11 protein-coding genes and 1 pseudogene are annotated in these 13,277 nt (G+C 66.8%); 9 read left to right on the top strand and 3 right to left on the bottom strand.

Annotation, left to right across the window (positions count from 1 at the left end; all coding sequences use genetic code 11):
• Positions 1-25: 25 nt before the first annotated feature.
• Positions 26-1,243: an exonuclease domain-containing protein gene (locus tag HHX30_RS00060; protein WP_211591411.1), complete on the bottom strand. Its 1,218-nt coding sequence runs from the start codon at positions 1,241-1,243 to the stop codon at positions 26-28.
• A gap of 343 nt (positions 1,244-1,586) precedes the next feature.
• Between HHX30_RS00060 and HHX30_RS00055 the strand changes: the two genes are divergently transcribed.
• The 6 genes from HHX30_RS00055 to HHX30_RS00030 all read left to right on the top strand — a co-directional run bounded on the left by HHX30_RS00055 (position 1,587) and on the right by HHX30_RS00030 (position 7,896).
• On the top strand, positions 1,587-2,978 hold the full coding sequence (locus HHX30_RS00055; protein ID WP_311921868.1) for a helix-turn-helix transcriptional regulator: 1,392 nt from the start codon (positions 1,587-1,589) through the stop codon (positions 2,976-2,978).
• A gap of 15 nt (positions 2,979-2,993) precedes the next feature.
• Complete coding sequence (locus HHX30_RS00050) at positions 2,994-3,710, top strand: toll/interleukin-1 receptor domain-containing protein (protein ID WP_169978103.1); 717 nt, start codon at positions 2,994-2,996, stop codon at positions 3,708-3,710.
• A complete protein-coding gene (locus HHX30_RS00045) occupies positions 3,707-5,686 on the top strand; it encodes a hypothetical protein (protein WP_169978101.1) in 1,980 nt (659 codons plus the stop codon). The genes HHX30_RS00050 and HHX30_RS00045 overlap by 4 nt, the downstream gene beginning before the upstream one ends.
• Positions 5,687-5,742: 56 nt before the next feature.
• Positions 5,743-6,807, top strand: coding sequence for a hypothetical protein (locus tag HHX30_RS40445; RefSeq protein WP_211591410.1), 1,065 nt, complete (start codon positions 5,743-5,745; stop codon positions 6,805-6,807).
• Positions 6,808-6,847: 40 nt separating this feature from the next.
• A complete protein-coding gene (locus HHX30_RS00035) occupies positions 6,848-7,291 on the top strand; it encodes a hypothetical protein (protein ID WP_169978099.1) in 444 nt (147 codons plus the stop codon).
• Positions 7,292-7,533: 242 nt separating this feature from the next.
• Positions 7,534-7,896, top strand: coding sequence for a hypothetical protein (locus tag HHX30_RS00030; protein WP_150933286.1), 363 nt, complete (start codon positions 7,534-7,536; stop codon positions 7,894-7,896).
• Positions 7,897-7,949: 53 nt separating this feature from the next.
• Here HHX30_RS00030 and HHX30_RS00025 read toward each other — a convergent pair whose 3' ends face one another.
• Positions 7,950-8,171: a hypothetical protein gene (locus tag HHX30_RS00025; protein WP_169978097.1), complete on the bottom strand. Its 222-nt coding sequence runs from the start codon at positions 8,169-8,171 to the stop codon at positions 7,950-7,952.
• Between the two features lie 613 nt (positions 8,172-8,784).
• Between HHX30_RS00025 and HHX30_RS00020 the strand changes: the two genes are divergently transcribed.
• From HHX30_RS00020 to HHX30_RS00010, 3 genes are all read left to right on the top strand, one after another.
• A complete protein-coding gene (locus HHX30_RS00020) occupies positions 8,785-10,056 on the top strand; it encodes a DUF4041 domain-containing protein (protein ID WP_249349507.1) in 1,272 nt (423 codons plus the stop codon).
• A gap of 160 nt (positions 10,057-10,216) precedes the next feature.
• Positions 10,217-10,654: a hypothetical protein gene (locus HHX30_RS00015; protein ID WP_169978093.1), complete on the top strand. Its 438-nt coding sequence runs from the start codon at positions 10,217-10,219 to the stop codon at positions 10,652-10,654.
• Positions 10,651-12,093 (top strand): relaxase/mobilization nuclease domain-containing protein, encoded by a 1,443-nt coding sequence (locus tag HHX30_RS00010; RefSeq protein WP_169978091.1) that lies wholly within the window; start codon positions 10,651-10,653, stop codon positions 12,091-12,093. Before HHX30_RS00015 ends, HHX30_RS00010 begins: the two co-directional genes overlap by 4 nt.
• Before the next feature lie 661 nt (positions 12,094-12,754).
• Here HHX30_RS00010 and HHX30_RS00005 read toward each other — a convergent pair.
• Positions 12,755-13,117, bottom strand: a pseudogene (locus tag HHX30_RS00005) (transposase); the annotation flags it as partial.
• Positions 13,118-13,277 lie beyond the last annotated feature (160 nt).

The following is a 13,277-nucleotide window of genomic DNA, read 5'->3' as shown; positions in this document are numbered from 1 at the left end:
GACGTAAAGGCGCTCGCTTTCGGGCTCACCCGAGCATCCGAGCGAAGGCGTCAGGAGTCACGATGGGAATCCCATATGCGCGGGCCTTACGGGCCTTGCCTGAGAGGGTGTCCGGATCGGCGGCGACCAGGAGGCTGACTTTCTTAGTCACGCTGGGGTGCGGGAGGTAGCCAGCCTGACGGGCTCGTTGCTCCCATGCTTCACGGCCGTCGTCCATCTCGCCGGTGAAGACGACGAGAGCGCCCGGCGGCAGTTCGAATCGGGTCGTCGGGGCGCCGGGAGTCCCGGCCGCATCGGTCAGGGCGTCGTCGACGGCGCCGAGCGGCAGATGGAGCAAGGTGGCGACGAGGTCGAGCTCCTGGCGCTCGGCCTCAGACACCACGCCGTCGGCCAGGGCGGCCCGGGCGATCGCGGTGAGATAGTCACGGTGCAGCCGGTCCAGGTCGGCTCGGTACAGTCCCAGTGTGGTCGCAAGATCGACAAGAGCGTCAGCCTCGGCAGCGGAGATGCGGTGATCCAGAAGCACCTGGTCGAGCAGGGCGAGATAAGAGTCGGCCTGAGTGGCCTGAGCTGCCTGGGGGAGGCGGTCCAGGATGCGGGCGAGGAAGTGGGTCTCCCGCTCGGCGGAGACGCCCCTACGTACCCACACCGCGTCGGTCCCGCTGATGGAGGGCCAGGTGACGTCCGCCGCGGCCTTGAGCGCCGCCGGCCAGGGAAAGTCCGGGTGGCACAGTTCGAGGTAGCGGCGTAAGAGTTGCGCGGCCGCATGGGCGTCGATGAGGGCGTCGTGGTGCCCGTCGAGTTGAATGTCAGCAACCGCGCAGCAGCCGACCAGGTTGCGTGGCGCACCCGGCAGGAAACGTCGAGCCTCCGCCATCGTGCACACTCCAACGTCATGCAGACGCGGGGACTCAACACCGATACGGGCGAACTCGTACTGAAGGAAGTTCGCGTCGAACAGAAGGTTATGCGCTACCGGTACCCGGCCCTGCAACAGGGCGACGGCTGCACCAGCAATCTCCTCGAACGTGGGAGCGTGGCGGACGTCGGACGCGGTGATGCCATGAATGTGCTGGGGTCCCAGGTCACGTTCCGGATTGACCAGGGTGCTCCATTCACCGGTCACCTGCCCATCGAAGGCGACATGGACGATACCGATCTCGATAATCCGATCGTGCCATGAAGGCCTGAGGCCCGTGGTTTCGACGTCGATCACCGCATAACCGGTGGGCCCGCTAGCCATATGCGTCCTCCTGCATCCATGTCCTACCTGCAACATCGCACGCAGGGACGACACACGCGGCCCGATAGCCGGAACGTAATTTTCCTGTGACGTCACAGAACCAAAACCTGCCTGCGTTGCCGACCGTCCGGTTTCGTGAGGCACTACTCGCAGATACAAGGTGCATGGCCCGTCCAAGCGCGCGTGGGACTGGCCGGGCCTTCGACTTCGGAGTCTCCGCAGGGTTTTGGTTACGCGAGTTTATCGGCTGGCCTGCTAGTGCCCTCGAAGTCGATGGAACCGCCTCAGGGCACTGCCAGCCGATCACGCCTTCATATGGCGCTGTTTCCAGTTGGCTGCAAAAGTGGAAACGGGAAACAACGATACCGGCCTTGTCTGGGCGGCTGCTCCCGTCGCAGTCTTGTGGGGCCGGCTGTTCGGCCTGGAAGTGGCGGAGGTTCACACAGTGCGGCAGCCGATCCATTTCGGACAGGAGCTTCGGAGGTTGCGAATTGCCTCCAATCTCACGCTGACCGATCTCGCGAATCGGGTCCATTACAGCAAGGGTCAGCTCAGCAAGGTGGAACGAGGGCTCAAGGCGCCGAGTCGAGACCTCGTCCGCCTCTGCGACGCCGCGCTCAACGCCGGGGGTGCCCTGGTCAGGCTCGTGCCGGCGATGCAGGCCAAGGTGGCTGAGCCACAGGCAACGGAGGGCGCCGACGAGGAGGTGTGGCTGATGCGGTTGTCCGCGGATGGGCAAAACTGGTTCCAACCGATGGGCCGACGGCAGGTCCTCGCCGCCGGGGCAGCGTCCATCGCTGGCATGAGCATCGGCGGCACCGAGACCGGCTCGAGGGCCGGGAGCGAGGAACTGCTGAGGGTGTCTCGGTCACTGTTCGACCAGTACCGCCAACTGGGACAGGTGACCAATCCGGCGGTTGTGCTTCCCGCACTCATCTCGCAGACGCACATGCTCAGGGAAGCCGCCGTCACCGCCGATTCGGTCACACGTCAGGGCCTGCTCAGACTGGGCTCGCGATACGCCGAGTACGTCGGTTGGCTCGTACAGGAGACGGGCAATGAGCAGGGCGCGCTGTGGTGGACCCGGCGGGCGGTCGAACTGGCCGCAGCCGGTGGCGACCGGCATCTGGCGGCGTATGCGCTGGTGCGGCGCGCACTGGTCACCCTCTACCGGGAGGATGCCGCGCAGACCATACGCCTGGCGCAGGAGGCACAGGACGACCAGGTTCCGCCGCGGATCCGAGGTCTGGCTGCGCAGCGGGAGGCCCAGGGGCAGGCGATCAACGGCGACTACGACGCCTGCATGCGCAGCCTGGATCGTGCCAGGACGCTGCTGACGCCACGGCTTGAGGATGGTGACGGGCCAGTCATCGGAACGACAAACCTGTCCGATCCGGTGGCCATGATCACCGGTTGGTGCCTTCACGATCTGGGGCGTCCTCACGAGGCCGCCGAGATTCTTGATCGAGAGCTCGCGCGGGTAGCCTCTCAGGCCGTTCGTACCAAGGTCCGTTACGGGGTGCGCCGCGCTCTCGCCTATGCCGTCGCAGGCGAGGTGGACCACGCATGCACCCTGACGCGTGACCTGCTGGGCGGCGTCATCACCGTAAGCTCCGCCACCATCGCCGCAGACCTCCGTTTGCTCGCCCGCGTCCTAGGCCGCCATCCGCGCAACGCTCAGGTGCGTGATCTGTCCCCTGAGCTCAGTACCGCGCTACGCATCGTCACGCCCTAGAAAGGAGAACCCACAATGCCGGAGGTGTTCGTCAACTACCGGACGGGAGACGGGGACAAGACCGCGGCCGTGATCGACAGAGAGCTGTCGCACCGCTTCGGTGAGGACAAAGTCTTCCGTGCGTCCAAGTCCATCAAGCCGGGATCGCCCTATCCCGCAGAGCTGCTCGACAACGTCCGGAACTGCTCCGCGCTGGTCGCCGTGATCGGACCGGACTGGGCCGGTGCTCCCGCGCTGCGGGATGAGAACGACTGGGTCCGCAGAGAGATCATGGAGGCACTCGCCCACAGCATTCCCGTCATTCCCGTTCTCGACGGCCGTAGGACCGAACGGCTCAGATCCTCGGAACTTCCGGCGGAGCTCGGCCAGCTCGCCGATTACCAGTCCATCCGGCTCGATCTTCAGGATGCCGAGTCGGGCCTGACCCGGATCGCGAAGGCGCTGGTCGAACTGGTGCCCACGCTTCGCGACCGTACTACTGCCGAACGCCCTGACACGGTGCACAACCAGATGAGGGACGTGCACGGCACGGGCGTGCAGAGCCGGGACATCCACGGTGACGTGGGCACGGTCGCCAAGGGGAACCAGGGGCCGATCCACATGGGCAAGGGGAACCAATACAACAACTCTCCGCACTTCTCCGGCCCGGGGGCGACCTACGTCCAAGGGGACAACAACGGGGGAATACGTCACACGTTCGGCGGCTCGGACAAAAGCGAGGACGACCGTTGAGCGATCAGTTCCAGCACTCCGTCTACAGCCGTGATGCCCAGATGCATATGGGCTCAGGCGATCAGCACAATTACCACTACAACTACTACTTCGAGACACTTGCGGACCGCGGGGGGCAATCGTTCAGGAGCTTCGCGGCGGATCACCTGCTGTGGCTGCGCAGGAACTTCGTCCCTCCTCCCGGGTTCGGCCAGGCACGGGAAATCCTTGCCTCGCAGAGAACCGTTCTGCTCGACGGGGCACCGGGCAGCGGCCGGGTGGCGGCCGCGCAGATGCTGTTGCATGAGCTGCGCACGGGCGAGGACACGTTCCGGGAGTTGCCGCTGAACGATGACGAGAGCGGGCCCCTCCTTGCTCTCGACGGCATCGCCGATGACGACACCCTGTTGCTCCTCGACCTGTCCGAGGTCGAGGAGAAAGTCTGGGTGAGGGCTCACGAAGAGCTTCACTCCGTGCGGGCCGAGGTCTACAGGCACCAGGCCCGTCTCGTCGTCGTGCTCCCATACGAGAGAGCCACACGCCTGGTGCCGGCGCTCGTCCCCTACCGGGTAGTGATCGGTCGTCCGCAGGAGCTGGTGGTGCTGCGGCGTTACCTGCGCCTGAACGGCATTGCCCCTGAAGTGATCAAGCAACCCGCGCCCGCTGCGGTTGCGGCGTTCCTCGGGCGGCGCCCGCCGATGGAGGACATCGCCCGCTTCGCGGGGCTTGTCGTCGACGCGCGGGCGAAGGCCGGGGGAGCGGGGGATTACGCCGCCTGGTGCCAGGAGGCGTACGTCGCGCTGGGCGGCCGGGAGGAACAGGTAGCAGAGTGCCTACGCGAGCTGCAGGACGGACCGTCACGCGCTCTGCTGCTCGCCACCGCGATGCTGCACGGAGCGCACGCCGACACCGTCCACAACGCGGCCGTCTCGCTGCTGCAGACGGTGCGCCATCCGCTGGAAGACCTCCCGGTGCTGCAGCATATGGGCCTCATCGAGCGGTTTCGCGCGATCAAAGCAGAACGGGACGGGAAAGGCTGCGTGCGGTTCAAGGCCTTGGAGTTCGACACGGCAGTCCGGTCGTACTTCTGGGCGCACCTGCCGGAGTTGCGGGAGGGCCTGCACAAATGGGTCGGGGCGACCGCCCTGTCGGCGGAGCTTACCGAGAAGAACAGAGATGAGCTGGTCAAGCGCTTCACGGAGTTGTGCCTGCAGGACCGCTACCGACAGATGCTCGTTCCCTTGGTGCTCACGTGGACGGCGAAAGACACAAACCGAGCCGGGACGCGAGCAGCGGTACAGCTTCTGACGAAAGCCCTGCAGGACCAGCGACAGGGCTGGTTCTTCCGGCGTCAGATCTACGAGTGGTCCACCAGGACGGGTCTGCCCGACGCGCTCACCGAGGTGATCATCTCACTCTGCACAGAGGTGATGGCCGTGCATCACCCTTACGAAGCGGTGGTCCGCCTGCACCACATGGCGAGGCGGGAACATCAGGGGACTACACGCGCACGCGACGCTCTCATCCAGCTCGTACGCACGGACCGGCGTCTTCTCCGGCTGATGTTCGACCGGCTCGACTTTCAGTTCAGTGGCAACAACACATACAAGGCCGATCCCGACCTCTTCCTGGAGCTGGCCGACCCGGACCTGCTGACTGCCACGGAGGGCCGGAGCAGGAGGCTCATCGCTCACGAAGCCGTACGAAAGCAGTTGACGAATGGCTGGGACGTGGTCTTCGGGCGACGGCCCGAGGACGCGTGGAGTCCTGCGGCCAGGCGATGGCTCCTTGCTGCCGGCGCAGGAGGGCCGTACCAGGACGCGCTTCTCGACGTGCTGATCGACGGCGGCGCCCGGCGTACGGACGCCCTGGCCCGGCTGTACGTCATGGCCAGTGAGCTGGAACGTTCCCTGCCTCCTCCAGATGAGTCCGAGGTGTGGTTTCGTGACCGCGTGCTGCAAAAGATCAACATTGCCCAAGGTGTTCAGGTGGCGTGAGCTCAGCCCTCGTGACATATGCAGGAAGGCGTCCCATGACTTCTGGCCGTACAACCGTGACGATTTACCTCGTCGTCTTCTCTGGACTGATCCTCGTCGCCCTCATCCTCTTCGCTCCCCAGCCGCTGTGGCTCGGTGCCCTCCTGCTCGTGGTGCTCGGGGCGGTTTGCTTGGCCATCGTGAAGATGATGCGCCGTCATGCCGAGCCGTCGGTGACGTACGCCGTTCCGCCGCCGGTCCCACCCACGGAACGCAGAGAGCAGCGCATCGCCGAGGTTGCCCTGCCGAGCGCTTGGGACGACTACGACTTCGTGTTCTCCGCCATGGTTCGCTGGTCGACGACCGGGGTGGGAACGGGCGAGTCGTTCGTCAACGCCGAGGCTCTCGCGGCGGAGACCATCCTGACACGTGCGCGGAGGATCACGGAGAACAGGCCACCCGGCCGCGCGTCACTCGTTCAGCATGAGCTCAGCGGGGCTTTGGGCCGGATGGAGTTGGACGACACGGGCTGCCTTCGTGTGATGGCCGAATCGGTCACCCTCACGCTCTCGGAGGACGACCGCGAACGGCTCGCCAAGCTCGCATCGACGCGCAAGGAGAACGCCGTCTGGGAGCACGAGATGAGGTATCAGCAGAGCAGACGTGCGTACCTGAGCGAGAACGTGCTGAAGGACCCCGGCAGCGCGGTGGTCTGGTGGCTCGCCAAAAACGACGACCACGTTGAGAAGACCGTGAAGGACATCGGGCTGCTCGCTCAGCTCTCCTCTGCTGCTAACAACGCGCACGTACCCGAGCCCTTCTTGCACCTGGTCTCAGGGCCGGTGAACGGGGGGCGGGCCACCGAATCGGAGCCCTATTCGATGAACGGGGAAGCGGGCCCACCCACATCGGCACCCCGAACGCCTGCCGACCACTTCGGTGCCTTTCTTCTGTCGATGGACCTCTCAGAAGGCGATCCCGAACGAGCGCTCCTTTCCCGGCAGATATCCGACGTCTTACGTAAGCACGGCAGGCAGGATGTGGCCGACGAGCTCAACAATCGATTCGACATACCCACTGCTTCTCTCTTCGACGACTTCGATCCCCCGCCCGCCCCACCGGACGATGAGCCGGATCGATGAACCCGCCGATGGACCGCGACAAGCAGGAAGGGGGCCAGTGGTGGAGGCTGAGCTGATGGCACTGGCGAGTTCGGGGGCGGCGACACTGGTCGGCCTCATGGTCTCCGATGCGTGGACGGAGGTGAAGGACGGCATCGCCCGGATGCTCGCCCGAGGAAGGGCGACCGAACAGGTGGCGCACGACCTCGATGTTTCTCGCACTGAGTTGCTGCAGGCCGGCGGATCACGAGACGGGCAGCTCGTGGCGGCTGTCGAAGGTGTATGGCGCGCCCGGCTGCAGGATCTGCTCCAGGCTGAGCCTGCCCTCGCCGAGGACCTGCGACGCCTGCTGACAGCGGGGGATATGCCGGAGGCATGGCCCTTGAGAGAGGTGCACAACGTGATCACTGGGGGAGTGCAACACGGGCCCGTGATCCAGGCAGGCCGGGTATCCGGCCTGGCCTTCCACCTGCCCAAAGCCCCTGAGGGGGCAGACGGGGGATGAGGTGCGTGCCGCCGTGACTTTTCCTCCGATCGACCGATCCCTTGAAGCAGCCCCAACGCTGCGGGTCGGCAGCGCATCACTCGGTTCACCTAGGGCAGGCGCCTCCTTGAGGCGCTGCCTACCGTCCAGAGCCTTGCCCCATCGACACGGCCACGGAAGTGCTTGACGTGCTAGATCAACTACATAAAGTGATTCCCTGCGAGTGATTATCGGGGGGATGTATGAGATCGCGAGCAGGGTGGGTGTCGGTCACGCTAGTCGTCGGGACGCTGGTTCTGGGCTCAGCCGGAGCGGCGTTGGCGGGGACGCCTGGCTGGAACGATGCTTACGGTGACGGTCGGGTGACCGTGCCGGCCGATCGATCGATGATCAAGGTGTGCGACACCAAGGTGGACAACCTGGCTTACAAGGCTGTTTGGCACAACGACAATCCCGTCGATGCGCGGAAGCCGTTTGAGGTGCGGGCGCCGCAGGGTGGTTGCGCGACCGACAGTTCCCTGTTCGGATCGGTGAAGGTCTTCAAGCTCTGTCAGGGGCAGATCGGTACGGACAAGCGCGTGAAATGGGGTGCCTGCAGGGCGGCGGTGTGGCCGGGCGGTCGTTGACCGACCGCGCATGATGAGCGCCGAGGCGATAATGGCGGACCGGAGGTTCGGGGTCACGCACCTGTGCTGCCGCCTCCGAGGGTCTGCTGGATCTCGCCTTGCTTCTGTTCCACCACGGTTTTGATCAGGGTGGCCAAGCCCAGTGCGACGCCAGCGATGATGGCCGTGATGATGACCCACTCGACGGCCGAGGCTCCGCGTGTGGGGGCCGTTCGTGCGCGTTGTATCCGAACGGCGAGGCATGCTTGCAGGTAGATGATCCAGGGGTGGTTCACGCCGCCTCAATATCCTTCAGAGCAGTGCGGATGTGACTGACGGCGGTCTGGGAGTTGGCTCGCGGGTCGCCGCCATTCGTGCGCTGATTACTCTTTGTAATATCTTGCAAGCGCATTGTTGCCGATTTTGTCGATGCGTGAGGCGGAATCGCTCTGGAAGCTGGAACTCCGGCCGGTTGATCCGCGGTGCCCCTCCGGTTCGCTGTATCGCCTCGCTCGACCACGTTCGCCGTGCTGCCTGCCAGCCAACCCCGGCAGCCAGGCGTGCGTGCCGCTTCTGCCGGACGCGTCCCGTGCTCACGGTTCGATCACAGTTGCCTGTGGCCGCCGAATGTCCGTGCACCGCCGTTATCAGGTGGCCGTCCTCCTTCTCGACCGGTGACCAGCCGGGTTGACGCGAGGGAGGGCGCTGATGACGGAGTACCGGTTCAACTCGCCGCCGGGGTGGCCGGCTCCGCCTTCTGGATGGCGGCCTCCTCCTGGATGGCAGCCGGGCCCGTCCTGGCCTCCGCCCCCGGCGGGCTGGCAGTTCTGGGTGGCCGACGCCCCGCCCGCTCACGCACCCGTTCCGCCGCCTGCACCTGCTCATACTGGGCCGAACGGTCGTCACGCCATGCCGGTGCGTGAGGCTCCCGTAGTTCCGGTTCCGGAACGTTCCGGCGGCGGGTTGTTCGGTGGCAAGAAGCCGCTGGAAGCGGAGAACGCCCAGCTGCGGGAGTGGGTCGAGCGGCTCGGCGGCTTGGACGCGATGCAGATCACCGCCGCGACCGAGCAACTGCGCGTGGAACAGGTCCGATTGCAGGCGGCGATCCAGGACGCCGATCACCGGCTGCAGGAGATCGAGGCGCAGGTCGTGCGGACCGAGGACGTCGCCCTGCTGCAGGAGGTCGGTGTCTATGAGTACCAGCATCCCCTGGGCGATGCGGTCGCGTACAAGGCGAAGCTGGCCGAGGTCAAGGACAAGATCAAGAGCATGGCCCGCGCCGGGCAGGCGGTGCTGGGCGCGACGAACTGGACGGTCAACGGATCCGCTGCCGAGGGGCGGCGGATGGTGCGGGACTTTTCCAAGCTGATGCTGCGCGCCTACAACGCCGAGGCCGACAACTGCGTACGCACGATGCGGCCGTACAAGCTGCAGTCGGCGATCGACCGGCTGAGCAAGGCCGGCGAGGCCATCGTCAAGCTCGGCAAGACGATGCACATCCACGTCGGCGACGACTACCACCGCTTACGGGTGTACGAGCTGCAGCTGACCGCCGACTACCTGGCCAAGGTCGAGGAGGAAAAGGAACAGGTCCGCGCGCAGCGGGAGCGGCAGCGGGAGGAGGAGGCCGCGCGCCGGGAGTTCGAACGCGAGAAGGCCCGGCTGCGCAAGGAGGAGTCCCACTACCGCACCGCGCTGGCGAAGCTGCTGGCGAACGGCGACACGGCGGGCGCGGAGGAGCTGAAGGCGAAGCTGGAGGAGATCGGCGCCGCGGTCGCCGATGTGGAGGCGCGCGAGGCCAACATCCGGGCGGGCTATGTGTATGTGATCTCCAACATCGGCGCGTTCGGCGAGAACATCGTGAAGATCGGCATGACCCGGCGGCTGGAACCCGAAGACCGGGTGCGCGAGCTGGGGGACGCCTCGGTGCCGTTCAAGTTCGACACCCACGCGCTGATCTTCAGCGACGACGCCGTCTCCCTCGAAGGCCGGCTCCACGACGAACTGCGCGAGCGGCGCGTCAACAAGGTCAACACTCGCCGTGAGTTCTTCTACGCCACACCAGCGGAGGTCCGCGACCTGCTGGAGAAGATCGCCGGCCAGCACCTGCTGGAGTACCGCGATGTGCCCGAGGCGTTGGAATGGCGGCAGTCGGCTCACGGCACTGCACCCGCAGTCTGAGTCCCGCAGGGCGGGAGCAAGATATTCGTAATGTCCCATTACCGCTGCATCCGGCGGGATGCAGCGGGGGACATTCGTGATCAGAACCGCCCACTCCCGCTACCGGTCGGGGGTGGGTTCTGATCGATTGCGACCGGGCGCGGTCGTCGGGGGAGTGGTCATGAGCGTGTCCGCTGGGGGAGAGGACACCGGGTCCATTGCGGGGTCCAAGCAGGTGCGGCAGCGGCGGCGTCAACGCCAGGCGGTGCCGCGGCCGCACGTGGTGAAGTTCGTGCTGACCGAGGAGGAGTACGTCGACTTCCGCACGGCCGCCGCACGTCTTGGGCTCGCGCACGGGGCGTACGCGGCAGAGGCGGCCTTGGCGGCGGCGCGGATGGTGAACCCGCCGATGCCCGACCCGCTGCGCGAGGCCCTGATCGAGCTGATGCACGCCGCCGGCCAGGTGCGCCGCATCGGGGTCAACCTCAACCAGGCCGTGGCGGCGCTCAACGCGACCGGCGCTGATCCCGGCAACCTTGTTCCGTACGCCGCCGCGTGCTTGCGGGCGGTGCAGCGGCTGGACGGAATCGCGGAAGCGCTCCGGAAGGCGATCCGGTGATCGGAAAGGTGATGCGCGGGCGCCGCGTCGGCGGGTTGCTGTATTACCTGTACGGCCCGGGCCGGGCCAACGAGCACGTCAACCCGCACCTCGTCGCCGGGTGGCGGCATCCGGCCGAGCTGGAGCCGTCGCTCCGTACGGAAGGCGGGCGGGATTTCCGGAATCTGATCGGATTGCTCAACCAGCCCCTCGCCGCAGTGGGGGAGCGCGGTTACGCAGAGCCGGTGTGGCACTGTGTCGCCCGTGCCGCACGCCAGGACCGGATCCTGAGTGATGAGGAGTGGGCGAAGGTCGCCCAGGAGATCATGACCCGCACCGGTCTCGCGCTGGCCGACGATGACAACGGAGTGCGCTGGGTCGCCGTACGGCATGCCGACGACCACATCCATATCGTCGCCACGCTCGCCCGCCAGGACGGCACAAAGCCCCGGACCTGGAACGACTTCTACCGGGTACGGGAAGCTTGCCAGGCCGTCGAGCGCCGGTACGCCCTGCGCCTGACGGCCCCGGGAGACCGGACGGCGGCGCGCCGACCGACCCGCAGCGAGACGGAACAGACCCGGCGGCGCGGGTGGGACGAGGTGCCGCGGACGGTGCTACGGCAGCACGTCGTCACCGCCGCCGCCGCAGCGGCCTCGGAAGAAGAGTTCTTCCGGTCGTTGGACGCCGCCGGGGTGCTGGTGCGGCAGCGACTGAGCCAACGCAATCCCGGCGAGGTGACAGGGTACGCGGTGGCGTTGCCGAAGCATCGCAACCGCGCCGGCGAGCTGGTGTGGTTCGGCGGCGGCAGGCTCGCCGCCGACCTCACTCTTCCGAAACTGCGCGCCCGGTGGCGCGGCGGAAGCGATCACCACCCCGTCGGAACGGGTGCCGACGAACGCCGGGAGATCTGGGAGCTGGTGACGACGGCTGCCCGGCAGGGCGCCGCGCAGCTGCGCGAGGCCACAGCCGGAGGACCGGGCGGCGCGGCGGACGTGCCGGGCGCCACCGCTGACCTGCTGCATGTCGCGGCGCGCTTGTTGAAGGACCGGCGGCTGCATAACGCGGCGGAGGCCTTCGACCGCGCCGCTCGGGAGCCGTACGCGCGAATTCCGCCCCCGACACGAGCAGGGCTGGAGTTGCGCAGGGCCGTGCGAAGGCTCGCTGCAGGGACGCGAGGCTCCGGAGGATCGCTCATCGCCGACATTGCGGCGCTGGTCGCGGCGGCGGCCGAGCTCCGTACGGCGCAGGGCAGGATGGCCCAGGCGGTCGCGGCACGAGCGGCTGCGCAACACCTCGCCGTGGCGTCACCTGCGGCGGGTGCCCCTGTACAGCTGGCCGCGGCGGATTTCCCGCAGCGCGATCCTGGCCCGCTCGGTGCGGAGGCCGTCCGGAATCCGCGCTCGTCCGGGCGTTCCGCCGGTCCTCCGGCACCGTCCGCGTCACCTCGGCATAGGTAGCTGGAAGATCGTTATTTTGCTCGTGCGACTCGGTTCTCAGCTGCGCCGTTGCACCGGCATGGCTGCCTATCGTGGTTGATCATCTTCGCTTCGTGATCGACCGGGGGTGCCGTTGTGACAGCCAGCAATCCGTTCCTAGGCCGTGCGGCGGTGTGGCGGTCGGCTGCCGTAGGGGTGCTGGCAGGCGCCGCGGCGCTGGCCGTGGCGGGGACGGCTCAGGCGGATCCGCCGCCGGGATGCCCCCACCTGACCGGTACAGCAGGTCGGTACGTCGACGACACGAAGTTGTGCGCGGCCATGCAGCGCGAGGTGCAGAACTGGCTCGCTGGCAACAACATCGACGTGGGCCGCGCCGTACGGGACTCGTGGCGCGGGCAGGCCTCCCAACCGGCCCCGGAGCAGCCTCAACAGGTCGTACGCCTTCCGCAGGTCCCGCAGCAGCCGACAACCACTCCAGCCCCCACGCCTTCTCCCGTGGTCACGAAGAATCATGAGGAGCTGGAGGTGGCACGCGCAAGCCGTACACGCGACGTGAAGGAGGATCACGTCCGCGGTCGGCCACGACGAGATCATAGGCGGAGGCCAGGACATACAGAGGTGAGCCTGGTAGCACCGACCACGGGGGAGAAGTCGCTGGTGCTAGGGCCTATATCAAAGTCGATCAGAGCCATTCGTTGATCGCGGCGATGAGGATCGTGGCTTCGTAGCGGACGGCGAGTTTGTCGTAGCGGGTGGCGACAGCGCGGTGGCGTTTGAGCCGGTTGATGCCGCACTCCACCGCGTGGCGCTGCTTGTACATCTCAGGGTCGAAGGCGGGTGGCCGTCCGCCCTTGGAACCTCTGGCGCGGCGGTTGGCGTCCTGGTCGGCCTTGCTGGGGATGGTGGCCTTGATCCCGCGCCGCCGCAGGTAAGCGCGGTTGGCCGCGGAGGTATAGGCCTTGTCGGCCAGGACGCGGTCCGGGCGGGTGCGGGGCCGCCCCACGCCCAGCCGGGGCACCCGGATACCGCCGATGACCGCGGTGAACTGCGGGCTGTCACCTGTCGGCGGATCCTGAAAACTGGATCAGGCACACTTTCCGTGACTGGACCCCGATCAGTCGGCCAGCAGGAGGCGTTTGCGCAGGAGATCGGGGTTGGCACGGCCGTACATCTGCCGCTTGAGCATTTTGGTCCGGTTGACGTGC

This window comes from Microbispora sp. H10836, assembly GCF_012999525.1.
In the GTDB taxonomy this organism is placed as follows: domain Bacteria; phylum Actinomycetota; class Actinomycetes; order Streptosporangiales; family Streptosporangiaceae; genus Microbispora.
This window is presented reverse-complemented; position numbering and strand designations above follow the sequence as displayed.

Coding starts and splice junctions, on each gene's coding strand:
- HHX30_RS00020 (WP_249349507.1), top strand. CDS start 8,785: ATGCCGGTGCGTGAGGCTCCCGTAGTTCCGGTTCCGGAACGTTCCGGC.
- HHX30_RS00060 (WP_211591411.1), bottom strand. CDS start 1,243: ATGGCTAGCGGGCCCACCGGTTATGCGGTGATCGACGTCGAAACCACG.
- HHX30_RS00050 (WP_169978103.1), top strand. CDS start 2,994: ATGCCGGAGGTGTTCGTCAACTACCGGACGGGAGACGGGGACAAGACC.
- HHX30_RS00015 (WP_169978093.1), top strand. CDS start 10,217: ATGAGCGTGTCCGCTGGGGGAGAGGACACCGGGTCCATTGCGGGGTCC.